Source organism: Acidovorax sp. 107, from assembly GCF_003058055.1.
GTDB lineage: Bacteria > Pseudomonadota > Gammaproteobacteria > Burkholderiales > Burkholderiaceae_C > Acidovorax.
This window is the reverse complement of the sequence record NZ_QBTZ01000001.1, coordinates 4260296-4284760: the sequence shown is the minus strand read 5'-3', so window position 1 is coordinate 4284760 and position 24465 is coordinate 4260296. Positions and strand designations below refer to the sequence as shown.

The window sequence follows — 24465 nt, the reverse complement described above, 5'->3', positions numbered from 1 at the left end:
AGCACCAGCTCTGGCACGCTCGAGGCACATTTACGGGGTGGCTACACAACGCCGCTGTAGGCGGGGTAGCGAACCACACGCGCTCACCAGAGCGTCGATTGCGTGGTGTCCAGCAATTTGCGGATGGGCGCAGGCAACCCCACCGAAGACCACTGATCTGGACTCAGCCACTCCCCGTCTTGCGCAGGAGACCCGCCTTCATCGGTCTGTATCAACAGCGGATGAAGGTGCAGATCCCGGTGCGTCAGCACATGCACAAAGGGCGGCAACTCTTGCTGCACCCACTGCGCGGGGCCACCCAAAGCACCCACGAACGCATCGCGAGACTCCACATCTGTGAACACAGGCACGCAGTGCATTCCCGCCCAGATACCGGTCGAGGGTCGGCGTTGCAGCCAGATCCGGCCTCCGACATCACGCAGAATCACCAATTGCCAGGACTCAGCCCGACGTGCCAGTTTGCGGGTCCTGACCGGATAACGTTCGGGATCACCGTCTTTAAAAGCCACGCAATGGCCTGCCAACGGGCAATCCACACATCGTGGAGCGCGGGGATTACAAAGAGACGCCCCCAGGTCCATCAGGCCCTGGGTATACCGAGGCATCGCTAACGCAAGATCGCCCGCGGGCAATAGCGCCTCCGCGTGGCCCCACAGCAGGCGCTCGTTCTTGGCAGAAGCAAGATCACGATCAAAACCCAGCAGGCGCGTCAGCACCCTGCGCACGTTGGCATCCAGAATGGGTGCGCGCTCCGAAAAACAGAACGCGGCAATCGCGCCCGCCGTCGAGCGCCCGATGCCCGGCAAAGAGGACAACACCGCCACAGTTCGAGGAAATACCCCCCCATGCTCCGCCATGATCTGCTGCGCACAGCGGTGCAAATTGCGCGCCCGGCTGTAGTAACCCAACCCGCTCCACAAGCCCAAAACCTCGTCCTGCGGAGCAGCTGCCAGTGCGCCCACGTCCGGAAATCTGTCCAGAAAACGTGCGTAGTAGTCCAGCACGGTGGTCACCTGGGTCTGCTGCAGCATGATCTCCGACAACCAGACCCGGTACGGATCGCGGGTTTGCTGCCAAGGCAGATGGTTGCGTCCATGCACCGCCTGCCAGGCCACGACGCGCTCGGCCACAGCATCAGCCCCCCCGGAGACACCACTCATGCGGTGACCGGATGTACGTTAGTCAATGCGGGTGCGGCCCTCGGCAGAACCACCAGTTTGGCAGTCAGCTCGTGCAACTTTCGCTCCAATTGACCCAGCTCCTCTTCCCCCGCCTCTATCTCAGAGATACGCTCCACTAATCCGCTGGCGGCCTGCTGTATACGGTCCACTGCTTCCATGCGGCGAGCAAAGCTGCGGCGCCGCTCCCGCAGCTGCGCGTCCAATTGCGCGGTTGCAGACTTGCTCCACAATTCCAGATCATTGGCCGCCGACTCGTACACCGTGCGCAACCGCATGGCCAGCGCGCGCACCAGGCGCTCGGCAAACTCGGGTTGAGCCAGTTTGAGCGCATTGCCCATTCCCAGGTACTGCAAATGGCTCTGCTCGATCTGGTGCAGGTCTTGCGAAAAATGTTCCAACTGCGGCGGCGAAGGTACCTGCAACGAAAACCCGAACTCCGCATTGAGCTGACGAAAGGTTCCGCTCAGCATGGCCTGAATCTCTGTGCCCGAGGCCTGCGCCTTGTCCAGAGTCCCACGCAGCTTGTCAAAGGTCTGGACGTAAACTTTCTTTACTCCCAGCTTGAGCCCCTTTTGCTGCAGTGTCTGCGCCAGTTCGGACAGCTCCACTTTCAATGCCTTGGCGCCCAGCTGCTGGAATACATCGCGCAATAGCTTGAGGTGCACTGCCCGCACCGCCTGGATCTTGGCAGTGCTGAGGTCGAATTCACGCTGCTCCTGCTCAATGCGATGGCGCATGGATTCGATCACCGACGCATTCTTGCCGCGCAGGCTGCGCAGCTCTGCCATCTGGTCATCGAGGTCGCGCCGCCGGATATTGATGACACGCGAAGTTTCTGTGCGCAAGCTGGCCACGCCAGTACCCACTGCAGCGCGCAGTATGGCTTGCCGCCTGCCCATGATGCCTTTGGCCAGGGCCTCTTCCAATGCAGGCAGTCCACTGGTCTCCAGCAAGACATCGTCCGCAGTGATCTTGGCCACCAAGCCTTTTTGCGCGGATACCGGCACCACGCGATCCAGTGAAACGCCAAGCATCTCGGCCGAAGTCACGCACTGCCGCTCCATCTGAGCCTGGACCTGCTCGGCAGTGTTGAGCGTGTCCCAGAGCGTGTCGATCTTGTTCAACACCACCAAACGCGCTTCCATACTCTCGGGCGAGATGGCGAGGTGCTCACGCCAAATTGACAGGTCCGAGCGTGTCACGCCGGTGTCAGCGCTCAGGATGAACACCACGGCATGCGCCTGGGGGATGAGATTGACGGTCAGTTCCGGCTCCGCGCCCACCGCGTTCAGGCCAGGCGTGTCCAGAATCACCAACCCTTGCTTCAGCAGCGGGTGCGGGATATTGATGATGGCATGGCGCCACATGGGCACCTCTACCAAGCCCTGTGCATCGGGCACAGGGTTCTCGTCCGTCAGATCGTCGTGCCAGAAACCCAGCGCGCGAGCGTTGTCCAGGGTGACCTTGCGCACCTCGGCTACTTTCTCCAGGGCTTTGGATATCTGGTCAGCATTGCCGACATCCAGCGGGATTTCCTGCCAACGGTCGGTCTTGACCCGCCACTCGGCCAGACTCTGCATCTGAAGCCTGGTTTCAATGGGCAAGAGCCGCAGGCTGGGTGCGACATTTGCGTCGTACCCCAGCTCGGTAGGGCACATCGTGGTGCGGCCTGCGCTGGCAGGCATGATGCGGCGGCCATAGTCGGCAAAAAAGATCGCGTTGATCAATTCGGACTTGCCGCGTGAGAACTCCGCCACAAATGCCACCATGACCTTGTCGCTGCGGACCTGCTCCTCCAGGCGCTGCAGGCGCTCTTGCACAGCGGCATCCATGAGGTCGTGCGTGGCCATCCAATCGGCCAGTCGCTTGAGCTGCTGGGCGAACTCCCGCCGCCAAGCGCCATGCTGGTCGAACTGTTCGTTGAATGAAGGTCCCACTTTGCTCCCAGAGATCTATGGATGGCCCGCGAGGCAGGTATATACAAAATATAGCATCGACCGTACACCGGGTGTCACGAATCGCGGGTTGGATGGGGCCCTATGGCCGCTGGCACCGGCGGCAGAAGTACGTGCTTCTCTGCCCCTGGCGTAACAGCGCAATGGCCGTTCCGCACGCATTACACGGCAGGCCATCGCGGCCATACACATTTGCCGCCGTCTGAAAGTGACCCGCCATTCCCTCTGCATTGGAAAAATCGCGCAAGGTGCTGCCCCCCATCTTGACCGCTTGGGCCAGCACGGAGCGAATGGCCTGGTGCAGCTTGTGCACTCGCGCGGCGCCGATGCGCGATGCGACGGTGGTAGGGCGGATACCAGCCAGGAAGAGCACCTCGGACGCGTAAATGTTACCGACCCCCACGACCAAACGTCCGCCCAAAAGCAACTGCTTGATGGGCATCCGGCTCTTTTTGAGTCCTGCCTGGAAATCGGAGAGCAAGAACCCCTCCGACAGAGGCTCCATGCCCAGCCCCCCCAGCAACTTGGCAGCCACCGGCGAATGCTCCGCCTGCGCATAAACCACCGCACCAAACCGGCGCGGGTCATGCAGACGCAGCGTCCCCTGGTTGGTGACGAGGTCAAAATGGTCGTGAATGCCGGCTTGCGGCATCCCAGACGCAAAGCGCAGACTTCCCGACATGCCCAGATGCAGGAGCAGCAGGCCTTGGGTCATATCGAGCAACAGATATTTCCCCCGTCGGCGGAATCCGACCACCTGTTGACCCACCAGTATCTGCGGATCACAACCCAGGGGCCAACGCAGGGGCTTGCCCATCACCACCGCCTCAATCCGGGCTCCAGCAATCGCGTCGGCGAAGCTGCGCCGCGTGACTTCCACTTCGGGCAACTCAGGCATACAAACAAGCGGGCAACAGCTTCACAGGCATGGATTATTATGGCCCGATGGTGTTACCTTCCCGCTTTCGTACCGTCGCATTGGCCACCCTGATTGCGGCCGCCGCCCATTCCACCTGGGCACAAAAGCCCAGCGGTGAAAGCCGCCCCGCCAGCCAGGAGCCACCCGTGGCGTCCAACCCCGCGCTGGACGCAGAGCTGTTTTACGAGATTTTTCTGGGCGAGATCAGTGCGCGCACCGGTGATCCGGGTGCGGGTTACGCGTTCATGCTGGAGGCAGCTCGCCGCAGCGCTGACGGTCAGCTCTACCAAAGGGCTGCAGACATTGCGCTGCAGTCACGATCCGGCGAATATGCCCTTGCTGCAGCCCAGGCCTGGAAAGAAGCCTTGCCGCAATCGCGCGAGGCCAACCAATATGTGCTGCAAATTCTGATCGCCCTGAACCGCATTGGCGAGACACCTGATCTGCTGCGCCAGGAACTCGCGCAGGCTTCGCCCCGGTCAAAGGCCTCGGCCCTGACCGCCCTGCCCCAGCTGTACGGACGGGCGAGCGACAAGGCCCTGGCCGCCAAGGTGGTGGAACAAGCCCTGGTGAACGAGCTTACCAACCCCGCCACGGGCCCGGAGGCTTGGGTGTCGCTGGGCCGTTTGAGACTGGCAGCTGGAGACAAGGCGGGCGCTCTGGACGCAGCACGCAGGGCACAGGCCCTCGACAATGCCAGCGAAAGCGCAGCCAGACTGGCGCTGGAACTGATGGACGAAGGTCTTATGGACGCAGAACCCATCGTGACACAAACGCTGTCTAAACAGCCCATCCCGGACCTGCGCATGGCATATGCGAGGGTGTTGCTGGGTTTGCAGCGCTACCCCGAAGCCAGTCGCCAGCTGGAAACCGTCACCAAGGAAAAACCTGATCTGGTGGAAGCTTGGCTGGTGGTTGCCACCTTGCAATACCAAGACAACCGGTTGCCTGCCGCAGAGGCGTCGCTGCAGCGGTTCATGGAACTTGCATCGGCGTCTGCGGATGCCGACCTGCGGCAAAAGAGCCTCACACAGGCATACCTGCTTCACGCTCAGATTGCAGAGAAAAAGAAAGACTTTGCCGGTGCGGAAGCATGGCTCGCGCGCATCGATAACGCCGAAGAAGTGTTTGGCGCTCAGACGCGCCGTGCGTCCCTGCTGGCACGTCAGGGCAAGCTGGCGCAGGCCCGCGCTCTTTTGCGCAACCTGCCCGGCAACTCGGCGGAAAGCCAACGGATGAAATTGATGGCGGAGGTCCAACTGCTGCGCGACCAGCGCCTGTACCCAGAGGCCTACAAAGTGCAGGTCGAACTGGTGGCCTTGGCGCCGGACGATGCCGAGCTGGTCTACGACCAGGCCATGCTGGCCGAAAAGGCGGGCCAGCCCGACACCATGGAAAAGCTGCTGCGGCAGGTGATCGCGCGTCAGCCGCAATATCACCACGCCTATAACGCCCTTGGCTATTCGCTGGCGGACCGCGGTGTGAAGCTGGATGAGGCAAAGCAGCTCATCCTGAAGGCGCTCGAATTTGCGCCCAATGACCCCTTCATCATGGACAGCCTCGGCTGGGTGGAGTTTCGCCTTGGTAACAAGGCAGACGCTCGTAAACACCTTGAAGCGGCATTCAAGGCCCGGCCCGATGTAGAGATTGCGGCTCATCTGGGCGAGGTGTTGTGGAGCATGGGCGACAAGGACGGTGCGACCCGGGTGTGGAAGGAAGGGCAGCGCGCCAGCCCCGACAACGACACCCTCAAAGAGACGTTGAAGCGCCTCGGAGCCGCCCTCTGATGCCAGGCTTTTTCAGCGCCAGTCCAAGCGCTCCGCAGCAGACTCTTTCTCGCGGATGGGCCTGGTGGCTGGTAGTGTGTGCTCTGTGGCTCGCAGGCTGCGCGCAGCCTGTGACCCAGGTCTCCGTCGGGGAAGACAGCTGGAATGGGCGCATTGCCTTGCAGATCGACGGGCAGGCGTCACAATCTTTTTCTGCCCTGTTTGAACTGCGTGGCACGCCCCAGACGGGTGGGCTGGTTTTGCTCAGTCCCTTCGGCAATCGCATTGCACAACTCGACTGGAAAGACGGCCACGCGCAGCTGCTCAGCGGCCAAGACACCCGCACCTCGGATTCGCTGGATGGACTGCTCCAGGACGTGACAGGCACCCGCATTCCTGTGACTGCCCTGTTCAGCTGGCTCAAGGGCATCCAGGCCAGTGCCACCGGGTGGCAAGCGGACCTCACCGGCATTGCCGATGGACGATTGACGGCACGCCGCAGTGATCCAGAGCCTATAGCGACCTTGCGCATTGCTTTGACGCCCTGAAGGCCCACAGACTGCGGAAGCCGGCAGGTCCGGTCGCACAGCAAATCCCGCGCTTCAGCTCACTCTTTTGCCCTCCATGCAAGCTCTGTATGACGTGCCGGCACCGGCCAAACTCAATCTCTTTCTGCACATCACCGGGCGGCGCTCCGATGGCTACCACCTGCTGCAGTCCGTTTTCATGCTCATGGACTGGTGCGACACCCTGCATTTCGAACGCAGAGCAGATGGACTGATTTCGCGGGAAGACCTTTCCACAGCGCTGCCAGAAGTCGACCTGTCGATTCGCGCAGCCCGTGCGCTGCAGGCCGCTACGGGCTGCCGTGAGGGCGCGCATATCGGACTGCTGAAGCGCGTGCCCGCGCAGGCAGGCATGGGGGGAGGCTCGTCAGATGCGGCCACCACGCTCCTGGCTTTGAACCGGTTGTGGGGTCTGAGCCTGTCCCGGCATGCACTGGCAAAGATCGGTTTGCAGCTCGGCGCAGACGTGCCGTTTTTTTTATGCGGTCACAACGCTTGGGTGGAGGGAATTGGTGAGACAATCACGCCGCTTGAGAAAGCGCACCAGCTGCCGCAAGCGAGCTTCGTGATCGTGAAGCCCGCAGCAGGTTTGGAGACAAAAGAAATTTTTTCGTCACCAAGTTTGAAACGCGATTCAGATAGTGCTACAATCTTAGGCTTTGCTGCAGCACACTTTGACTTCGGTCGAAACGACTTGCAGCCCGTTGCTCAGGCACTTTGCCCCGATGTTTCGCAAGCCATTGAATGGTTCAAGAAGCGCGGCCTCAAAGGCAGGATGACAGGCTCAGGCAGTGCAGTGTTTGCACAAGAATCACACGCAGTCGATCTGAGCGAAGTCCCTGAGGGCTGGCAAGTGAAGACGTGTGAGAATCTGATGGTTCATCCTCTGGCAGGCTGGGCATCAGGAAGAATTTAAGGTTGGTTGCCTTCGGCAATTGACCTGTGTAGGGGAGTCGCCAAGCTGGTTAAGGCACCGGATTTTGATTCCGGCATGCGAAGGTTCGAATCCTTCTTCCCCTGCCAAACGCTTTCCGCGTACGGGCTTTTTTTTCAGACTGCTGGGACGCTCATGCAAGCCAACCACCCCGACTTCATGGTTTTCACCGGCAATGCCAATCCTGGCATGGCGGCTGAAATTGCCCAACACCTCGGCACCACCCTCGGTGCGGCTGACGTGGGTCGTTTCTCTGACGGTGAAGTCACCGTCGAAATCAAGCAAAACGTGCGTGCACGTGACGTTTTCGTGGTGCAGTCCACCTGCGCACCCACCAACGAAAACCTCATGGAACTGCTGATCATGGTCGATGCGCTCAAGCGCGCGTCGGCTGAGCGCATCAGCGCCGTGATCCCCTATTTCGGTTACGCCCGCCAGGACCGCCGCCCCCGTTCTACCCGTGTGCCTATCACGGCCAAGGTGGTGGCCAACATGCTGCAAGCCGTGGGCGTGGCCCGCGTGCTGACCATGGACCTGCACGCCGACCAGATCCAGGGTTTCTTCGATATCCCCGTGGACAACATCTACGCGTCGCCAGTGCTGCTGGGCGACCTGCGTCAGAAGAACTACGAGGACCTGATCGTGGTATCCCCAGACGTGGGCGGCGTGGTGCGTGCGCGGGCTCTGGCCAAGCAACTGGGTTGCGATCTGGCGATCATCGACAAACGCCGCCCCAAGGCCAACGTGTCGGAAGTCATGCACGTGATCGGAGAAATCGAAGGCCGCAACTGCGTGATCATGGACGACATGATCGACACCGCCGGCACGCTGGTGAAGGCTGCCGAAGTGCTCAAGGAGCGTGGCGCCAAGAGCGTGTACGCCTATTGCACGCACCCCATTTTTTCGGGTCCTGCCATCGAACGCATCGCCAAGGGCACAGCCCTCGATGAAGTCGTGGTGACCAACACCATCCCGCTGAGCGACAACGCCAAGGGATGTTCCAAGATTCGCCAACTCTCCGTGGCCCCGCTGATCGCCGAGACGATCCAGCGCATTGCCAAGGGTGAGTCGGTCATGAGTTTGTTCTCGGACCAGGACAACCTGTTCTGACGCGCTCCCCCGGGAGCGTTGCAGTCGGATTGCACGCAGGCCTCCTTCGGGAGGCTTGTCTGTTCGGGAGCAATGCGCAGGCCTGCCGCCATGAGGGCGTCACAGGTCTTTTTTAATCGGGATATGACTGGTCGCGGTCTGTCCTTTTCAGGAGCTAACTATGAACTTCGTCGCTTTTGAGCGCGCCAAGCAGGGTACGGGTGCGAGCCGCCGTCTGCGTAATTCGGGCAAGACGCCTGGCATCGTGTACGGTGGTGCTGCCGAACCCCAACTGATCGAGGTGGACCACAACGCTCTGTGGCACGCCCTCAAGAAGGAAGCTTTCCACTCCAGCGTGCTGGACATGGAAGTGGCTGGCGCAACCTCCAAGGTCGTGCTGCGTGACGTGCAATACCACCCCTACAAGCAACTGGTGCTGCACATCGACTTCCAGCGCGTGGACGACAAGACCAAGCTGCACCTGAAGGTGCCACTGCACTACAGCGGTGCCGAAGAGTCCAACGCCGTCAAGGTGGACAAGTGCATGGTCAACCCGATCGTGAACGAACTGGACGTGACCTGCATGCCTTCGGACCTGCCCGAATTCATCGCTGTGGACCTGTCCAAACTGGAAAAGGGTGCTTCCCTGCACCTGAAGGACATCAAGCTGCCCAAGGGCGTGGTGGCCAAGGTCCGTGGTGGCCAGAACAACAACCCCGTGCTGGTGTCCGTGGTGCCTCCAGTCGTGGTCGTTGAGACCCCTGCTGACGCCGCTCCTGCAGCCGATGCCAAGGGCAAGGGCAAGGGCAAGAAGTAATTCGTCGGTCAAAGACCTCGATCACTTCATCCGGTCAACCCGCTTTGCGGTGTTGACCACGAAACGGCCCACCTTGCGTGGGCCGTTTTCATTGGTGCGGCGCATCTCGCAAACTGCACAGCCCACTTCCTGAACACGTCTTCAGCAGCGGCGCAGCCATCCCGACGGCCTGACCCCATCCCAGCCACCGATAATCCCGCACATGATCAAGCTGTTTGTAGGCCTGGGAAACCCCGGGCCGGACTACGAGGACACGCGGCACAACGCCGGCTTCTGGTGGATTGACGCCCTGGCGCGCGAACTCAAGACCACGCTGGTGCCCGAGCGCAGTTATCACGGTCTGACGGCGCGCACCACGGTGCACGGCCAGAACGTGTGGCTGCTGGAGCCGCAGACCTTCATGAACCTCTCGGGCAAGTCGGTGGCATCGCTCGCGCGCTTTTTCAAGATCCTGCCCGAGGAAATCCTGGTGGTGCACGACGAGCTGGACATTGCCCCCGGGCAGGTCAAGCTCAAGCGCGGCGGCAGCCATGCCGGGCACAACGGCCTGCGGGACATTCACGGTCAGCTAGGGTCGCCCGACTACTGGCGCTTGCGCATCGGCATCGGCCATCCGGGCGTCAAAAGCGAAGTCGCCAACTGGGTGCTCAAGAAACCGTCGCCAGACCAACGCACGCTGATCGAGGACAGCATCATCCACTCGCTCAAGGCCTACCCGGCCCTGCTGGCGGGGGACATGGAAAAAGCCACGCTGCTCATCCACACCACCAAACCACCCCGCCCCAAGCCTCCTCGGCCCGTGGAGGACTGACAGGCCACCAACCCGTCCAGCCGTTGCACAGAGGGTATTGCTATTCATTCAATAGCAATCAAGGCATGACTCACCGACACAAGCGGCCGATTACGCGTAAAACTACGTTGATGTAGCTGCCTGCAACCGCTGAAACTTCTGCCAGAGGGTTTCGCGGTTTTCCACGTGCTGCGGGTTCACAGGGATGCAGGCCACAGGGCAGACCTGCACACACTGGGGCTCGTCGAAATGCCCCACACATTCCGTGCACTTGTTCGGGTCAATTTCGTAGATCTCCTGCCCCAGGTAGATCGCCTGGTTGGGGCATTCGGGCTCGCACACATCGCAGTTGATGCACTCGTCCGTGATCATCAGCGCCATACGGCCTCCCAGGGCGCGGGGCCAAAAACAGTGGCAAAGGGGCAAACGGCGCAGTTCATGCTCCGTATTATCCCGCGCCGGTGGCATGTGCCTTGCATGCCACACTGCAACCCACCACAGCTGACGGGGACGTTTTTCCCGCTATGCTGTGTATACACATTAATTTTGACGCCCTCGCGTCTGATCCACTTCCCCACGCACCCCACCCATGGGCCTGTTTTTTCTCAAGCGGTTTGTCACCCTCCTGGCCACGTTGATTGGCGCCTCCATCGTCGTGTTTCTGGTGCTGGAAATTCTGCCGGGCAACGCCGCGCAGATCCTTATGGGCCCCGATGCCTCCCCCGACGCGGTTGCGGAGCTGGCCACCAAGCTGGGGCTGGACCAACCCGCCAGCCTGCGCTACTGGCAATGGGTGAGCGGCCTGGTGGTGGGCAACATGGGCGAGAGCTACGCCTACAGCTCCCCCGTGCTGGACCTGGTGCTGGAGCGCCTGGCGCTCACCGTGCCGTTGGCCCTGATGGCGATGGTGATCACCACGGTGCTGGCGCTGGCCGCTGGTGTGTACGCCGCGGCACGCCACAACAAGCTGGGCGATGTGGGCGTGATGGGCCTGGCGCAGATCGGCATTGCCATCCCCAATTTCTGGTTCGCCATCCTGCTGATCCTGCTGTTCTCGGTGAAGCTGCAGTGGTTCTCGGCCGGTGGCTTTCCGGGCTGGACCGAAGACGCCGGTGGCAGCCCGCTCGAAGCCCTCAAGGCCCTGCTGCTGCCTGCGATTGCGCTGGCCGTGGTGCAGGCGGCCATCCTGGCGCGCATCACCCGCTCGGCCGTGCTGGAGGTGCTGCGTGAAGACTTTGTGCGCACCGCGCGTGCCAAGGGCCTGACGCAGCGCGCCGCGCTGTGGGGCCATGTGCTGCGCAACGCGATGATCCCGGTGGTCACGGTGATGGGGCTGCAATTCGCCAACCTGCTGGCGGGCACCATCGTGGTGGAAAACGTGTTCTACCTGCCGGGCCTCGGGCGCCTCATCTTCCAGTCCATCTCCAACCGCGACCTGATCGTGGTGCGCAACTGCGTGATGCTGCTCGCTGCCATGGTGGTCATCGTGAACTTCGTCGTGGACCTCCTCTACGCCGTGATCGACCCCCGCGTGAAGGCCTCCGACATCTGATCCCCCCATGAGCGCCGCCGTTTCCACCCCCTCCTCCTCCATGCCCTCCGCCCCCGGCTGGCTGCACCGCGCTCTGCGCCACCGCAGTTTTGTCATCGGTGCCGTGTTGTCGGCGCTGCTGATCCTGGCTGCCCTGCTCTCTTTCGTCTGGACGCCCTGGTCGCCCTACGAGATGGACTTGGCGAACAAGCTGGCGAGCCCGTCTGCAAAGCACTGGCTGGGCACCGATGCCTTTGGCCGCGACGTGGCCTCGCTGTTGCTGGTGGGCGCCCGCAACTCCATCCTGGTGGGCGTGATCGCCGTGGGCATTGGCCTCACCATCGGTACGGCCCTGGGCCTGCTGGCCGCCGCCAAGCGCGGCTGGGTGGAAGAGCTCATCATGCGACTGGCGGACTTCACCTTCGCCTTCCCGGCCATCCTCTCCGCCATCATGCTGACCGCCGTGTTCGGCGCGGGTATTGTCAATTCGATCATTGCGATCGGTATCTTCAACATCCCGACGTTCGCACGCGTCACCCGTGCATCGGCCAACGCTGTGTGGTCGCGCGAATACATCCTGGCCTCGCGCGCCTGCGGCAAGGGCAGTTGGCGCATCACGATCGAGCACGTGCTGCCCAACATCCTGTCGGTGCTCATCGTGCAGGCCACCATCCAGTTCGCCATCGCCATCCTGGCCGAGGCGGCCCTGTCGTACCTGGGCCTGGGCACCCAGCCCCCCCAACCCTCCTGGGGCCGCATGCTCAGCGAAGCGCAGACGCTGATGTTCCAGGCCCCGTTGCTGGCCGTGTGGCCCGGCGTGGCGATTGCGCTGGCCGTGCTGGGCCTGAACCTGCTGGGCGATGGCCTGCGCGACCTCCTAGATCCCCGCCTCTCGCGCAAGCGTTGACCCCCCCAAAAAGCCTTCCAGACCCCACGATGTCTCTGTTAGAAGTCTCCAACCTCCGCATCCGCCTGCAAACGCACCGGGGCCCCGCCGACGCCGTGCGCGGCGTGAGCTTTTCGCTGGCGCGCGGTGAAACCCTGGGCCTGATCGGTGAATCGGGCTGTGGCAAATCCATCACGGCCATGTCGCTCATGGGCCTGCTGCCTGACAGCGCACAGGTCACCGGCAGCATCCGCTTTGACGGCCAAGAGCTCGTGGGCCGCACCGATGCGCAGATGTGCCAGATGCGTGGCAACCGCATTGGCATGGTGTTCCAGGAGCCCATGACGGCCCTCAACCCCGTGCACACCATTGGCCGCCAGGTGGCAGAGCCGCTGCGCCTGCACCGGGGCATGAGTGCAGCAGCCGCACGCACCGAAGCGATTGCACTGCTGGACCGCGTGGGCATCCCCAACGCCGCACAGCGCTTTGATGCCTATCCGCACCAGTTCTCTGGCGGGCAGCGCCAGCGCATCACCATTGCGATGGCGCTGGCCTGCGGGCCCGACCTGCTGATTGCCGACGAGCCCACCACGGCGCTGGATGTGACCATCCAGCAGCAGATCCTGGACCTCATCAGCGACCTGGTGGCCGAGCGCAGCATGGCGCTCATCCTCATCTCGCACGACCTGGGCGTGATCTCGCAGAACGTGGACCGCATGATGGTGATGTACGGCGGCAGCGTGGTCGAAAGCGGCTCCACCGCCTCGGTCTTCTCAGCCATGGCCCACCCCTACACACGCGGCTTGTTCGCCGCACGGCCCCACCTGGGTGCGGTGCACGCGCCCGGCCAGCGCCCTCGCCTGTCCACCATTCCGGGCACGGTGCCCGAGCTGGTAGACCTGCCCGCAGGCTGCCCCTTTGCGGGACGCTGCAGCTACACGGTGGATGACTGCCACCACAAACAACCCGAGGCCACGCTCGTGGCCACCGATGCCGACGGCGACCACCTTGTGCGCTGCCTGCGGCGCGAGGCCATTGCCGAGGCGCAGAGTGCGAACGTGGCGAACATCACCGAGGTGGCTGCATGAACCACGCCACTCCCACCACCGTCGCTCCCACCACCGCGCCGCTGCTCCAGGTGACCGATCTGGTGCGTGAGTACACGCTGCCCCGCGAGCACCTGTTCCGCCCGCCGGGCAAGGTGCATGCGCTCAACGGCGTGAACTTCTCGATTGCTGCAGGCCGCAGCCTGGGCATCGTCGGCGAATCAGGCTCGGGCAAGTCCACCCTGGCACGGCTGGTGATGGCGCTCGATGCGCCCACCTCTGGCACGGTAGAACTGCTGGGCCGCAACCTGCACCAGCTGCCCGCCGAAGAGCTGCGCCAGGCGCGGCGCGATTTTCAGATGGTGTTCCAGGACCCGTATGGGTCGCTGGACCCGCGCCAGACGGTGGAACGCATCGTCACCGAACCTCTGCAGGCGCAAGGCCAGACCACGCGCGCCGAGCAGCGCGAGCAGGCCGCCCAGGTGCTGTCGCAAGTGGGCCTGCGCACCAATGATCTGGGCAAGTACCCGCACGAGTTTTCCGGCGGCCAGCGCCAGCGCATTGCCATTGCACGCGCCCTCATCACCCGGCCGCGCCTCATCGTGGCCGACGAACCGGTGAGCGCACTCGACGTGTCGGTGCAGGCCCAGGTGCTGAACCTGATGCAGGACCTGCAGCAGCAGTTCGGCATCACCTACATGCTCATCAGCCACGACCTCGCGGTGGTCAACCACCTGTGCGACGAAGTGGCGGTGCTGTACCAGGGCCGCATCGTGGAGCGCGGCTCGCCGGGCGAGCTGTTCCGCAACGCGCAGCACCCTTACACACAGTCGCTGGTGGGCGCCGTGCCGCAGGTGTTGCCCGGACGCGCGCGGGCGCGCCGTGCGGCAGCCGCTGCGGCAACGGCAAAAACCGCATAACCACATGCAGGTGTGATGGTGTAAAAAGCTTCTTTCCTCCCCGGTAACAAATTGCACCGGGGGTCTTTATGGTTGTTGTCTGGTTTTTTGTCTGGAGAGTCCGAACATGCTGAACCGCCGTACCGTCCTTGCCACTGGCGCCATCGCCGCTGTGCCCTTGACCACCTCGCTTGGCGCCCTGGCGCAAGGCCGCAAAGATGCGGTGACTGTGGCGATGACGCTGGAGCCCCCAGGCCTGGACCCAACCGCTGGTGCGGCCTCTGCCATCGCCGAGATCGTTCAGTACAACATCTTCGAGACGCTCACCAAGATCAACCCCGACGGCAGCGTGTCGCCCCTGCTGGCCGAAAGCTGGGAGGTTTCGCCCGACCTCAAGACCTACACCTTCAAGCTGCGCCGTGGCGTGAAGTTCCAGAACGGCGAGCCCTTCACCGCTGCGGCCGTCAAGTTCTCGTACGACCGCGCAGGCGGCGAGAAGAGCACCAACAAGGACAAGCGCACCTTTGCAGGCATCACCACCCAGGTGGTGGACGACTACACCGTGGTGCTGCTCAACAAGGAGATCGACCCCGACCTGCTGTTCGTGCTGGGCCAGGCCACCTCCATCATCGTGGAGCCCAAGAGCGCCGACACCAACGCCAACAAGCCCGTGGGTACCGGCCCCTACCAGCTGCAGGCCTGGAACAAGGGCTCGTCGGTGGTGCTGACCGCCTGGGCCGACTACCGCGATGCCAAGGCGCTCAAGATCAAGCGCGCCACCTTCCGCTTCATCTCCGACCCAGCCGCCCAGGTGGCTGCTTTGCTCGCCGGTGACGTGGACGCCTTCCCGCGCGTTACGCCGCGCAGCGTGGCGCAGTTCAAGGCCAACCCCAAGTTCCAGGTGGTGGTCAGCGGCTCGCGTGCCAAGACCATCCTGGCCATCAACAACGGCAAGAAGCCGCTGGACGACGTGCGCGTGCGCCGCGCCATCGCCGCTGCGGTGGACCGCAAAGCCGTGATCGAGGGCGCTGGCGACGGCTACGGCGCGCCCATCGGCAGCCACTACGTGCCCGGCGCGTTTGGCTATGTGGACACCACGGGCGTGAACCCCTACGACCCCGAGAAGGCCAAAAAGCTGCTGGCCGAGGCCGGCATCAAGACGCCGCTGGAGCTGACCATGACGCTCCCCCCCACACCCTACGCGCGCCAGGGTGGCGAGGTGATTGCAGCCCAGCTGGCCAAGGTCGGCATCGTCGCCAAGATCCAGAACGTGGAATGGGCGCAGTGGCTCAGCGGCACTTACGGCAGCAAGAACTACGACCTGACCATCATCAGCCACGTGGAACCCTTTGACCTGGGCAACTTTGCCAAGCCCGACTACTACTGGGCCTACAACTCGCCCAAGTTCAACGACCTGTTCAACCAGATCAAGAACGCCGCCCGCCCTGCCGACCGCGCCAAGCTGCTGGGCGATGCGCAGCGCCTGCTGGCCGATGACGCAGTGCATGCGTTCCTGTACTCCAACCAGTGGATCACGGTGGCCAACAAGAACCTCAAGGGCCTGTGGAAAGACATGCCCGTGTTCGTGAACGACATCTCCACGCTGTCTTGGTCCTGATAGCCACGCGCCGCAACGCGGCGCGTGCAGGAGCCAACACTCCTAAAACAATAGCTGCCAGCGCTTGATTTACTAGCGCTTGCAGCCTTTTTTATTGATAAACGTCGCTACGACGACCACCCACCCCGCCATGACCGAACTGCACGACCTGCCCGCTCACGACCTGATTGCCGCCTACCGCCAGCGCAAGCTGTCACCGGTCGAGGTCACGCAGGCCGTGCTGGCCCACATCGAACGGTGGGAGCCCCACATCCAGGCCACCTACCTGCTGCGCCCCGAGACCGCCCTGGCCCAGGCGCGTGCCTCCGAGGCCCGGTGGTTGCGCGGCGAGCCCAAAGGCGCGCTGGACGGCGTGCCCAGCACCATCAAGGAAAACATTGCCACCGAAGGCGACCCCACCCCGCTGGGCACGGCCGCCGTCGAGCTGTTGCCCGCCGCAGCCGACGCCCCCCCTGCCGCCCGCATGCGCGAGGCCGGTGCCGTCATCGTCGCCAAGACCACCATGCCCGACTACGGCATGCTGTCCTCGGGCCTGTCCACGTTTCACCCGCTGTCGCGCAACCCCTGGGACGTGAGCAAAGGCCCCGGCGGCTCCAGCGCCGGTGGTGGCGCTGCGGCCGCTGCGGGCTACGGCCCGCTGCACATCGGCACCGACATTGGCGGCTCGCTGCGCCTGCCCGCCAGCTGGTGCGGCATCTTCAGCCTCAAGCCCAGCCTGGGTCGCATCCCGATTGACCCGCCCTACACCGGGCGTGCCGCCGGGCCCATGACCCGCACCGTGGCCGACGCCGCGCTGATGATGCAGGTGCTGAGCCAGCCCGACGCACGCGACAGCATGAGCCTGCCCTACCAGGACATCGCCTGGAGCCAGTTCAACAAGGGCGCCGAGCGCCTGCGCGGCCTGCGCATCGGCCTGCTGCTGGATGCTGGCTGCGGCCTGCCCGTGGAGCCCGAGGTGAAGGCCGCCGTGGAGCGCGCAGCAAAACTCATGGAAGCCGCTGGCGCCACCATCGTGCCCATGGCGCCCTTCATGACCCAGGCCATGCTCGACGGCATGGACCATTTCTGGCGCATGCGGTCCCACATCGACCTGCAGGCCCTGCCTGCGGCGCGGCGCGACAAGGTGCTGCCCTATATCCGCACCTGGGCCGACAGCGCGGCCGGCATGAGCGGCACCGAAGTCTTCAACGCCAGCCACCAGTTCCACCTGACCCGGGTGAACACGGTCAAGGCCTGCAGCGCGTTCGACTACGTGATCTCGCCCGTGGCGCCCAACGTCGCCTTCCAGGCCGAGCTGCCATCGCCCACCAACGACCCGCTGCGCCCGCTGGAACACATCGGCTTCACCGTGCCATTCAACATGTCCGAGCAACCTGCGGCCTCGGTCAACTGCGGCTACACCCGTGCTGGTTTGCCCATCGGCCTGCAGATTGCAGGTGCGCGCTTTGACGACCTGGGCGTGCTGCAGGTGGCGCATGCCTTCGAGCTCATCCGCGAGCCCCAGCGCGCATGGCCCCAGCCGCCTGCGGCATAACGCTGCGTCTGTCGTGCGCTGTTGTTGGTAACCTTGGGGGACACGCTCTGACGCTGACACCGCCGCTGGAGCCCCCCGCCTTACCAACCACCACCCCACCACCGCATGGACATCATCATCCTGGCGATCCTCATCGCCACCGGCACCTTCATGCTCAACGCCAAAGAGCAGCGCAAACGCATTGCACTGCTGGGCAAACACCTGGCCAATTACCAGATCGAAAAGCTGATGGAGGCGCTGACCGACGGCTACCTGCGCGCTCTGGGCGAAAGCACCGACGAGCGCCGCAGCCAGATATGGAGCCTGCTGAGCACCACCGAGTCGCAGCTGAGCGAGCAGTTCAGCCGCTTTGCCGCCGACTTTGCCAAGGTGGACGAAGCCCACACCCGCGTCAGCCGGCTCTCCGTGCCGATCCCGTTTGCCGACAAGCTGCTGCCCGCCATGACGTTTGACGTGCGCCGAGCGCTCGCCATCCACGCGCGCGGCATTGCCCATGTGGTGCAGAACACCAGCCACCTGTCACCCAAGGACCGCGCCTACATGATGACGGCCGAGCTGTTTCTGATGCAGCACACCTGCCACTGGTACTGCAAGTCCAAAACCGTGGCCAGCGCCCGCATGCTGGCGCGGCACCAGACGCCGCACGAACAACTCGTGGCCTCGGTGTCCGCCGAAACCCGCAACGCCTACCTGACCTTGATCAACGGCGGCTGAGCCCAGCGACCCAACAATGCCCCATGCTATCCTCCACGCACACCCGCATGACCGACAGCCTGGGCAACCCCATCACGCTGCACGACGCCACCAGCGCGACGGCGCTGAATGACTTTGTAGAAGGCTTCATCGCCTGCGAAGCCCGCGCGGTGAACGTGCTGAACGCGGCGGCCGACACCAGCCCCATCGTCCAGGCCAGCTGCGCCGCGCTGCACATGTTTGCCGAGTCGGCCGACGCCCCGCGCAACGCCCGCCCCTTCATCGACCAGGCACTGGCCCGTGCTGCAGAGGCTACCGAGCGTGAGCAACGTTTTGTAGCCGCCATCGCCGCCTGGGTGGATAGCGACCTGCCCCGCGCCATTGCACTGCACGAAGAGCAAGCCCGCCTGCACCCGCGCGACCTCGCCTCCCTCAAGCTCGGTCAATACCATCTGTTCAACCGGGGCGACTCGCCTGGCATGCTGCGCCTGGCGCTGCAGGCCCTGCCCGCAGCGGCCGAGGTGCCCTATCTGCACGGCATGCTGGCCTTTGGCTGGGAGCAATGCCACCGCCTGCCAGAGGCCGAGGCCGCCGCCCGCCACGCCATCGGCCTGTGCCGCAAAGAGCCCTGGGCCCATCACGCGCTGGCCCACGTCATGCTGACCCAGGGCCGCATCCGCGAAGGCACCGACTTCATGGCCAGCGTGAGCGACACCTGGACGGACCTGAACTCCTTCATGGTCACGCACAACTGGTGGCACCAGGCACTTTTTTTACTGGAACAGGACCGGCACGCCGAGGTGCTGGCGCTCTACGACCAGCAGGTGTGGGGCGTGGTCAAGGAATACACGCAAGACCAGATCAACGCCGTGTCCCTGCTCGCCCGACTGGAGCTGGCGGGCGTGGACGTGGGCGACCGCTGGGCCGACGTGGCTGACCACCTCGCACTGCGCCTGGCCGACCACGTGCTGCCTTTTCTGGACCTGCAATACCTCTACGGTCTGGCCCGCGCCGGGCGCATGGAGGCCGCGCGGACGCTGCAAAACAACATCACCGCCCACGCCGCCACCCGCACCGAGGCGCATGAACGTACCGTGTGGCAACAGGTGTGTGTGCCTGCCGCCCACGGCCTGCTGGGGCATGCCCAGGGCGACTGGGCGACGGCCGTGGAGAAGCTGGGCGTGGCCCTGCCCCGGCTGGTGGAGATTGGCGGCAGCCATGCGCAACGGGATCTGTTTCACCAGATCTGGCTGGATGCGCTACAGCGCAACGGGCAGTGGGCGGCGGTGCAGAACGTACTGCAGCCGATGGTGAATGGGCAGCCAGAGTCGGTGCGGCTGGCGAGGCAGGTGGGAGTGGTGAACCAAGCGATTGGATTGCCTGTAGAACAGGGAAATGCACTCTAGAGCCATGACAACAATTGCCCAACTCCGTGCTCAACTGATCTCTGCTCAAAAACTCACTGGGCAGTCCTCGTATGAACGGAGAGCCCCATCGCCCAAGGCCATTCCCGCGCTTCTGAAAGCCAAATCGGATATCCAAGAATTTCTCTCGCTGCACAACGGAGAGGCAGAAGCCCATCGACTCCTAAGCACAGCGCAAGAGTGCCTGCTGAACTATCCCGGGGCACGAGCCAGTCTCGAACTGGCGATCCAACTTTCTACGCAACGAGAGGCCAAGGATCTGAAGCGCTTGGCTTTGCTGAGGGAGTACGAGAAAAAATGGGCTGAGCTTCCGATCAGTCCGGAGGAGTTGGCAAGCCTCGGGAGTTTTCTTGAAAGCGCACTTTCCCAGAAGTCATGCGACCACACACTCGACCAGACTCGCCATTGGCTGTCTGAACATTCATCCACCAAGGTAGATTCAAAGCTGAAAGCCATTCGCCACTGGGGCGGGTACTGCGATTGCGAAGTAATAAACAACGTGGTGTGAAAAGCTCCCACGCTTGAACCGCGAGTACCGAAAAAAAATGAAGCTCGGCAGGTAGCACGGGTCGATTGACGGAGTTTCCATCCTCACCGCACCACCAACTTCGTCTGATCATACACCGGCTGCTCCGGCAAATCCGCGAGGTGCCGCACGTCGGCCCAGTCCAGCACTTCCACCGCCTCGCCGCTCACCCGCACGCGGTTGAGCCCCGCGTTGGGGATGTCGCTCTGGCGCGGGCCGTCCAGCCCCGTGCCGCGTGCAGTGCGCCAGATCATGTCGAGCACGCCGCCGTGGGTAACGACCATCACGGTGTGGCCGCTGTGCTGCTGGGCGATGCGGTAGACGGCGTCCATCACGCGGGTGTGGAACTGGCGGGTGGTCTCGCCGCCGGGCATGCCGTAGTCGGCTTCAAAGCGTAGCCACTGGTTCCAGGCATCGGCGTGTTCCTGCTTGACATCGTCCACGCGCTTGCCGTCCACCACGCCAAAGTTTTGCTCGCGCAGGGCGCTGTCGGTGAGGGTGTCGATGCGGGCCTGAGGGAACAGCACCTGCAGGCTGGGCGTGGCGGTCTGCTGGGTGCGGATGAGGTCGCTGCAAATGAGGTGATGCACCACGGGGCGCTCTGCGGCCAGGCGCTCGGCCAGGCGGCGCGCCTGTTCGTGGCCGGTGGCGTTGAGGGGTACATCCACGTGGCCCTGAAAGCGCATTTCGCGGTTCCAGTCGGTCTCGCCGTGGCGGATCAGGATGAGTTCGGTCATGCGTGCCATTATCGAATGTACACACAGCATTGCAAGCTCTTTTGCCCGCAAGCGCTTATGCAATAAGCGCTGATAGCTATGTTTTTTATAACAACCGCCTGTCCACCACCCACCGTGCGGCCCGTCACCGCATGGGCACGACCAGCACCCTGCGGCGCGGCTGGCAGCCGGGGCCTTCGTGAGCGGCGCTGTCCTGCTCCCAGCCCGGGCCGGGCGAGGTTTGCGCACACACACGCTGGCCGTCGACCAGGCTGCGCCAGTAATACCAAGGCGCGGGGGAGGCCTGTACCAGCAGCGGGGCCAGCAAGACGACCAGCGCGAACAGCGCGCACGAAAGGCGGGGGGCGAAAAGCATGGGCAAACAAAGCATCGAACGTGTCCCACCCATGCTACGCAGCCTGCGGCAGGCCGATGCCCGGAAAAGCGGCGGGATCGTTGGTCAGGGCTTGTCCGCCGTGACGATCCAGCCTTCCAGCGGATCGAGCCCCGGCGGCAGGCCGTAGAGCGCATCGCCCTCGGCATGGCGCTGCTCGGCCCAGGCGGCTTGCAGCAGGCACAGCACGGCGTCCAGGCTGTCGCCGCTGGCGTCTTGCACCAGCGCATCGCGCTGGGCGTGGCTGAGCTTGAGGCGGAGACCGAGGCGCGTTTGACCCAGCTCCAGCGCATTGACCAGGTCTTTGCGGGCGATGAGGCGGTCGGGGGTCTGCTTGGCGCGGTCGTCGCTTTTGTAGCCGCGGCGCTGCAGCACTTCGCGCGCGAGCAGGCCGGGGTAGGCCTCCAGCGCCACGCGGCGGGGGTCACCTGCATGCAGGCCGGGCAGGTGCACGCCTGCGTCCAGCAGCAGCGGCAGGCCCGCGTGCAGCATGTAGGCCACGGGCGGGTTCACCCATTTCATCGAGGGGCTGGAGGCTGCGGGGACGTCGGTGGCGCGGTGGGCAAACTTGCCACCCACGGGACGCGCATCGCAGAACGCCGCAAACTGCGCGCGGATCTGCTCGCGGCTGAGGCTGCGGTAGTGCTGCATGCAGGCCTGCCAGTCGGTGGGCCAGCCCAGTGCCTGCACCAGTTCGCGCGGCAGGCCAAACGGCAGGTCGAACCCGCCCACCCAGTCGCCGGGCTGCACCAGCCACTGGCCGAATGCGGCCAGGGTGTCGAACGGCTGCAGCGCGGTGAGCACCACGCGCGCGCCCTGGCGCTGGCCCAGCGCCAGCATGATGGGCTTGCGCCGCGTGGGGCTGCTGGAGAAGTCGCAGCCCAGCAGCTGGAATGGGGGTTGGGGTGCCATGGCTGTCATCCCAATGCCAGGGCCGTGACGCCCGCCGCAATGCACAGCGCTCCACAGATGCGCGCCAGGCGGTCACCCTCGCCCAGCAGGTGCCCGCCGATCAGCGCGGCAAACAGCATGGACACCTCGCGCGCCGGGGCCGCGTGCGACAGGGGTGCCTGCTGCATGGCGTAGAGCACCAGCACATAGGCAACAGGGCTCACCACCGCCACGGCCAGGGCAAAACGCCACTGCGCCAGCCACAGCGTGCGGGCCGTGGGCAGGTCGCGCAGCACCACCGGCGCCAGCAGCCCCACGCGCACAAAGTTGCCCATGTAGTCCACCAGGATGGGCGACATGAGCAAAAACTTGACCGCATAGCCATCGACCACCGTGTAGCTGGCAATGAATGCGCCCGTGAGCAAACCGTACAACATGCCCTTGTGCACCCGCGCCCGTGCGGCGGGGTCGTGCGCCGCTTGCAGCAGGCCCGGGCCGCCCGCGATCAGAAACACGCCCCCCACCACGCCCACAATGCCCAGGGCACCCAGCGCCGAGATCTGCTCGCCCAGCAGCGTGATGGCCACCAGCGACGACAAGAGCGGCCCCGAGCCCCGCGCCAGCGGGTAAACCACGGTGAGGTCCGCCACGCGGTAGCCGCGCAGCAGGATGACGAAATAAGCCACATGCAGCAGCCCGCTGGCGACCACAAAGCCCCACTCCACCGCGCCCCACAGCGGCACCGCGTCGCGCCCCAGGTACCAGCCCAGCGGCGCCCACACGACCATCATGATCACCGAGGTGAAGAACGCAAACCGCGAGTCCCCCCCAGCCTTCTTGGCCACAATGTTCCAGCACGCGTGGATGAGGCCGGCGAGGATGATGAGGGCGAAGGCGGTGAAGGTCACGGGTCAAAAAGAGAGAGGGCTTGAATGCAAAAAGCCGCAGCGCGATGGCGGCTGCGGCTTGGATTGAAGGGCTAGGTACCGCTCACGGCATCTGCAACTGGCGCGGCCCAAGCCGGGGGCCACCGTGCAAGGGCCGCCCCGCCGCACTGGTGGCGTCCCCCTGCCCGCACCGCGAAGTGGTGCGAGAGCGGGGGGAAGGCGCGCAGCGCCTCAGGGGGGTGATCTCTATGCTCTTCCGATGATGGAGGCGGTGGCCATCAACTCTTCAAGCAGCGCAAACGACACCTTGCCCGACACCGCATACGGGTCCAGCTCGGGCTTTTCAGAGTATTTGAGCAAGATGGAGTGGTTGATCTTGGACAGGTTGACCTGGCCCATGGTCCAGCCGCCAAAACGGCGCTCGGCGATTTCTTCGTAGTGCAGCAGTTCGACGTTTTGGTGGCGCGGATCTTTCTGGATGTGGCCGTACAGCTCGCTCACCGCAGAGCGGCCGCCCTCGATGGCTTGCAGGAACACACCGCCGCCGTAGCACAGCACGCCGGTGATGCCGCAGCCCGGGTTGTGCTGGCGCGACTGGGTCAGGATGGCTTCGATGGCGGCGGGCGAGGTATCGACCGCGCGACTGGCGTAAAGCAGGCGTACCAGCATGGTCAGTTCTTTCCAGGAATGAGGGACAAAAATTCACGGCGCAGCGCGCTATCCTTTAGGAACACGCCGCGCATGACCGAGTTGATCATCCGGCTGTCGTTGTCGCGCACGCCGCGCCAGGACATGCAGAAATGGCTGGCTTCCATCACGATGGCAAGGCCGTCGGGCTGGGTCTTTTCCATGATGAGGTCGGCCAGTTGCACCACGGCTTCTTCCTGGATCTGGGGGCGGCCCATGATCCAGTCCACCAGGCGCGCGTATTTGGACAGGCCGATCACGTTGGTGTGCTCGTTGGGCATCACGCCGATCCAGATCTTGCCGATGACGGGGCAGAAGTGGTGGCTGCAGGCACTGCGCACGGTGAGCGGGCCCACGATCATCAGTTCGTTGAGGTGCTCGGCGTTGGGAAACTCGGTGATGGGTGGCTGTGCCACATAGCGGCCGCGGAACACCTCGTTGAGGTACATCTTGGCCACACGGCGCGCGGTGTTGTTGGTGTTGTGGTCGCCTTCGGTGTTGATCACCATGCTGTCGAGCACGCCCTGCATCTTGATCTCGACCTCGTCGAGCAGCTTTTCCAGCTCGCCGGGCTCGATGAATTCGGCGATGTTGTCGTTGGCGTGAAAGCGCTTGCGCGCGGCGGCGAGGCGCTCTCGGATCTTGACGGAAACGGGCGTGCCTTCGTCCGGTGAGGTGGGCGTCATATCGGCGGCAGGTTGGCTGGACATGGGTGG

At 63.9% G+C, this 24465-nt stretch carries 25 protein-coding genes and 1 tRNA gene; 16 read left to right on the top strand and 10 right to left on the bottom strand.

What is annotated here, in order from left to right; translation table 11 throughout:
• Positions 1 to 83: 83 nt before the first annotated feature.
• From mutY to mutM, 3 genes are all read right to left on the bottom strand, one after another.
• Complete coding sequence (mutY, locus tag C8C99_RS19975; protein WP_056641279.1) at positions 84 to 1160, bottom strand: A/G-specific adenine glycosylase; 1077 nt, start codon at positions 1158 to 1160, stop codon at positions 84 to 86.
• Positions 1157 to 3118 carry a dynamin family protein gene (locus C8C99_RS19970; RefSeq protein WP_056641275.1) on the bottom strand — a complete coding sequence of 654 codons (1962 nt, stop codon included), beginning with the start codon at positions 3116 to 3118 and terminating at the stop codon, positions 1157 to 1159. The genes mutY and C8C99_RS19970 overlap by 4 nt, the downstream gene beginning before the upstream one ends.
• A gap of 100 nt (positions 3119 to 3218) precedes the next feature.
• Positions 3219 to 4034, bottom strand: coding sequence for a bifunctional DNA-formamidopyrimidine glycosylase/DNA-(apurinic or apyrimidinic site) lyase (mutM, locus tag C8C99_RS19965; RefSeq protein ID WP_108626660.1), 816 nt, complete (start codon positions 4032 to 4034; stop codon positions 3219 to 3221).
• Positions 4035 to 4063: 29 nt separating this feature from the next.
• On the opposite strand from mutM, the gene C8C99_RS19960 reads away from it, so the two are divergent.
• The 7 genes from C8C99_RS19960 (at position 4064) to pth (ending at position 10038) form a co-directional block, all read left to right on the top strand.
• Complete coding sequence (locus C8C99_RS19960; RefSeq protein WP_056641268.1) at positions 4064 to 5842, top strand: tetratricopeptide repeat protein; 1779 nt, start codon at positions 4064 to 4066, stop codon at positions 5840 to 5842.
• A 110-nt stretch (positions 5843 to 5952) separates the two neighbouring features.
• Positions 5953 to 6369, top strand: a complete 417-nt coding sequence (locus C8C99_RS19955; RefSeq protein WP_233247271.1) for a lipoprotein insertase outer membrane protein LolB — start codon at positions 5953 to 5955, stop codon at positions 6367 to 6369.
• Between the two features lie 76 nt (positions 6370 to 6445).
• Complete coding sequence (gene ispE / locus C8C99_RS19950; protein WP_056641264.1) at positions 6446 to 7303, top strand: 4-(cytidine 5'-diphospho)-2-C-methyl-D-erythritol kinase; 858 nt, start codon at positions 6446 to 6448, stop codon at positions 7301 to 7303.
• 30 nt (positions 7304 to 7333) lie between these two features.
• Positions 7334 to 7410, top strand: a tRNA-Gln gene (locus tag C8C99_RS19945).
• Between the two features lie 46 nt (positions 7411 to 7456).
• Positions 7457 to 8431, top strand: coding sequence for a ribose-phosphate pyrophosphokinase (locus C8C99_RS19940; RefSeq protein ID WP_015012772.1), 975 nt, complete (start codon positions 7457 to 7459; stop codon positions 8429 to 8431).
• A 160-nt stretch (positions 8432 to 8591) separates the two neighbouring features.
• Positions 8592 to 9227, top strand: a complete 636-nt coding sequence (locus C8C99_RS19935) for a 50S ribosomal protein L25/general stress protein Ctc (protein WP_056641261.1) — start codon at positions 8592 to 8594, stop codon at positions 9225 to 9227.
• A 202-nt stretch (positions 9228 to 9429) separates the two neighbouring features.
• Positions 9430 to 10038, top strand: a complete 609-nt coding sequence (gene pth, locus C8C99_RS19930) for an aminoacyl-tRNA hydrolase (RefSeq protein WP_108626659.1) — start codon at positions 9430 to 9432, stop codon at positions 10036 to 10038.
• 102 nt (positions 10039 to 10140) lie between these two features.
• Here the strand turns inward: pth and C8C99_RS19925 are convergent, their stop codons facing one another.
• Positions 10141 to 10398 carry a YfhL family 4Fe-4S dicluster ferredoxin gene (locus tag C8C99_RS19925; protein WP_108626658.1) on the bottom strand — a complete coding sequence of 86 codons (258 nt, stop codon included), beginning with the start codon at positions 10396 to 10398 and terminating at the stop codon, positions 10141 to 10143.
• Between the two features lie 208 nt (positions 10399 to 10606).
• Here C8C99_RS19925 and C8C99_RS19920 point away from each other — a divergent pair, with 208 nt between their 5' ends.
• The 9 genes from C8C99_RS19920 to C8C99_RS19880 all read left to right on the top strand — a co-directional run bounded on the left by C8C99_RS19920 (position 10607) and on the right by C8C99_RS19880 (position 20156).
• Positions 10607 to 11569: an ABC transporter permease gene (locus C8C99_RS19920; protein WP_108626657.1), complete on the top strand. Its 963-nt coding sequence runs from the start codon at positions 10607 to 10609 to the stop codon at positions 11567 to 11569.
• A 7-nt stretch (positions 11570 to 11576) separates the two neighbouring features.
• Positions 11577 to 12455, top strand: a complete 879-nt coding sequence (locus C8C99_RS19915; RefSeq protein ID WP_108626656.1) for an ABC transporter permease — start codon at positions 11577 to 11579, stop codon at positions 12453 to 12455.
• A gap of 29 nt (positions 12456 to 12484) precedes the next feature.
• On the top strand, positions 12485 to 13522 hold the full coding sequence (locus C8C99_RS19910) for an ABC transporter ATP-binding protein (protein ID WP_108626655.1): 1038 nt from the start codon (positions 12485 to 12487) through the stop codon (positions 13520 to 13522).
• Positions 13519 to 14400 (top strand): ATP-binding cassette domain-containing protein, encoded by an 882-nt coding sequence (locus C8C99_RS19905; protein ID WP_108626654.1) that lies wholly within the window; start codon positions 13519 to 13521, stop codon positions 14398 to 14400. Before C8C99_RS19910 ends, C8C99_RS19905 begins: the two co-directional genes overlap by 4 nt.
• A gap of 106 nt (positions 14401 to 14506) precedes the next feature.
• Positions 14507 to 15997, top strand: coding sequence for an ABC transporter substrate-binding protein (locus C8C99_RS19900; protein WP_108626653.1), 1491 nt, complete (start codon positions 14507 to 14509; stop codon positions 15995 to 15997).
• A 130-nt stretch (positions 15998 to 16127) separates the two neighbouring features.
• Positions 16128 to 17531: an amidase gene (locus C8C99_RS19895; RefSeq protein WP_108626652.1), complete on the top strand. Its 1404-nt coding sequence runs from the start codon at positions 16128 to 16130 to the stop codon at positions 17529 to 17531.
• Positions 17532 to 17636: 105 nt separating this feature from the next.
• Positions 17637 to 18245 carry a hypothetical protein gene (locus tag C8C99_RS19890; protein WP_108626651.1) on the top strand — a complete coding sequence of 203 codons (609 nt, stop codon included), beginning with the start codon at positions 17637 to 17639 and terminating at the stop codon, positions 18243 to 18245.
• 23 nt (positions 18246 to 18268) lie between these two features.
• Entirely contained in the window at positions 18269 to 19630 is a 1362-nt protein-coding gene (locus C8C99_RS19885) for a tetratricopeptide repeat protein (protein WP_108626650.1), read from the top strand.
• A 4-nt stretch (positions 19631 to 19634) separates the two neighbouring features.
• Positions 19635 to 20156, top strand: coding sequence for a DUF2695 domain-containing protein (locus tag C8C99_RS19880; protein WP_158274181.1), 522 nt, complete (start codon positions 19635 to 19637; stop codon positions 20154 to 20156).
• Between the two features lie 83 nt (positions 20157 to 20239).
• Here the strand turns inward: C8C99_RS19880 and C8C99_RS19875 are convergent, their stop codons facing one another.
• From C8C99_RS19875 to folE, 6 genes are all read right to left on the bottom strand, one after another.
• Positions 20240 to 20911, bottom strand: coding sequence for a histidine phosphatase family protein (locus C8C99_RS19875; RefSeq protein ID WP_108627245.1), 672 nt, complete (start codon positions 20909 to 20911; stop codon positions 20240 to 20242).
• A 124-nt stretch (positions 20912 to 21035) separates the two neighbouring features.
• Positions 21036 to 21266, bottom strand: coding sequence for a hypothetical protein (locus C8C99_RS19870; RefSeq protein WP_108626648.1), 231 nt, complete (start codon positions 21264 to 21266; stop codon positions 21036 to 21038).
• Between the two features lie 84 nt (positions 21267 to 21350).
• The gene (locus C8C99_RS19865) at positions 21351 to 22205 is read right to left on the bottom strand and encodes a DUF429 domain-containing protein (protein ID WP_108626647.1); all 855 of its coding nucleotides are present in this window, start codon (positions 22203 to 22205) and stop codon (positions 21351 to 21353) included.
• Positions 22202 to 23083, bottom strand: a complete 882-nt coding sequence (locus C8C99_RS19860; RefSeq protein ID WP_108626646.1) for a DMT family transporter — start codon at positions 23081 to 23083, stop codon at positions 22202 to 22204. The genes C8C99_RS19865 and C8C99_RS19860 overlap by 4 nt, the downstream gene beginning before the upstream one ends.
• A gap of 225 nt (positions 23084 to 23308) precedes the next feature.
• A complete protein-coding gene (locus C8C99_RS19850) occupies positions 23309 to 23731 on the bottom strand; it encodes a BLUF domain-containing protein (RefSeq protein WP_056641218.1) in 423 nt (140 codons plus the stop codon).
• A gap of 2 nt (positions 23732 to 23733) precedes the next feature.
• Entirely contained in the window at positions 23734 to 24459 is a 726-nt protein-coding gene (gene folE / locus C8C99_RS19845) for a GTP cyclohydrolase I (protein WP_056641776.1), read from the bottom strand.
• Positions 24460 to 24465 lie beyond the last annotated feature (6 nt).

What these genes read in the sequence shown, in the direction of transcription:
- C8C99_RS19915 (WP_108626656.1), top strand. Translation starts at nt 11,577, where the DNA reads ATGAGCGCCGCCGTTTCCACCCCCTCCTCCTCCATGCCCTCCGCCCCC.
- C8C99_RS19895 (WP_108626652.1), top strand. Translation starts at nt 16,128, where the DNA reads ATGACCGAACTGCACGACCTGCCCGCTCACGACCTGATTGCCGCCTAC.
- C8C99_RS19880 (WP_158274181.1), top strand. Translation starts at nt 19,635, where the DNA reads ATGACAACAATTGCCCAACTCCGTGCTCAACTGATCTCTGCTCAAAAA.
- folE (WP_056641776.1), bottom strand. Translation starts at nt 24,459, where the DNA reads ATGTCCAGCCAACCTGCCGCCGATATGACGCCCACCTCACCGGACGAA.
- C8C99_RS19885 (WP_108626650.1), top strand. Translation starts at nt 18,269, where the DNA reads ATGCTATCCTCCACGCACACCCGCATGACCGACAGCCTGGGCAACCCC.
- C8C99_RS19940 (WP_015012772.1), top strand. Translation starts at nt 7,457, where the DNA reads ATGCAAGCCAACCACCCCGACTTCATGGTTTTCACCGGCAATGCCAAT.
- C8C99_RS19865 (WP_108626647.1), bottom strand. Translation starts at nt 22,205, where the DNA reads ATGACAGCCATGGCACCCCAACCCCCATTCCAGCTGCTGGGCTGCGAC.
- C8C99_RS19910 (WP_108626655.1), top strand. Translation starts at nt 12,485, where the DNA reads ATGTCTCTGTTAGAAGTCTCCAACCTCCGCATCCGCCTGCAAACGCAC.
- C8C99_RS19935 (WP_056641261.1), top strand. Translation starts at nt 8,592, where the DNA reads ATGAACTTCGTCGCTTTTGAGCGCGCCAAGCAGGGTACGGGTGCGAGC.
- C8C99_RS19890 (WP_108626651.1), top strand. Translation starts at nt 17,637, where the DNA reads ATGGACATCATCATCCTGGCGATCCTCATCGCCACCGGCACCTTCATG.
- C8C99_RS19900 (WP_108626653.1), top strand. Translation starts at nt 14,507, where the DNA reads ATGCTGAACCGCCGTACCGTCCTTGCCACTGGCGCCATCGCCGCTGTG.
- C8C99_RS19960 (WP_056641268.1), top strand. Translation starts at nt 4,064, where the DNA reads ATGGATTATTATGGCCCGATGGTGTTACCTTCCCGCTTTCGTACCGTC.
- ispE (WP_056641264.1), top strand. Translation starts at nt 6,446, where the DNA reads ATGCAAGCTCTGTATGACGTGCCGGCACCGGCCAAACTCAATCTCTTT.
- mutY (WP_056641279.1), bottom strand. Translation starts at nt 1,160, where the DNA reads ATGAGTGGTGTCTCCGGGGGGGCTGATGCTGTGGCCGAGCGCGTCGTG.
- mutM (WP_108626660.1), bottom strand. Translation starts at nt 4,034, where the DNA reads ATGCCTGAGTTGCCCGAAGTGGAAGTCACGCGGCGCAGCTTCGCCGAC.
- C8C99_RS19870 (WP_108626648.1), bottom strand. Translation starts at nt 21,266, where the DNA reads ATGCTTTTCGCCCCCCGCCTTTCGTGCGCGCTGTTCGCGCTGGTCGTC.
- C8C99_RS19920 (WP_108626657.1), top strand. Translation starts at nt 10,607, where the DNA reads ATGGGCCTGTTTTTTCTCAAGCGGTTTGTCACCCTCCTGGCCACGTTG.
- C8C99_RS19850 (WP_056641218.1), bottom strand. Translation starts at nt 23,731, where the DNA reads ATGCTGGTACGCCTGCTTTACGCCAGTCGCGCGGTCGATACCTCGCCC.
- C8C99_RS19925 (WP_108626658.1), bottom strand. Translation starts at nt 10,398, where the DNA reads ATGGCGCTGATGATCACGGACGAGTGCATCAACTGCGATGTGTGCGAG.
- pth (WP_108626659.1), top strand. Translation starts at nt 9,430, where the DNA reads ATGATCAAGCTGTTTGTAGGCCTGGGAAACCCCGGGCCGGACTACGAG.
- C8C99_RS19875 (WP_108627245.1), bottom strand. Translation starts at nt 20,911, where the DNA reads ATGACCGAACTCATCCTGATCCGCCACGGCGAGACCGACTGGAACCGC.
- C8C99_RS19905 (WP_108626654.1), top strand. Translation starts at nt 13,519, where the DNA reads ATGAACCACGCCACTCCCACCACCGTCGCTCCCACCACCGCGCCGCTG.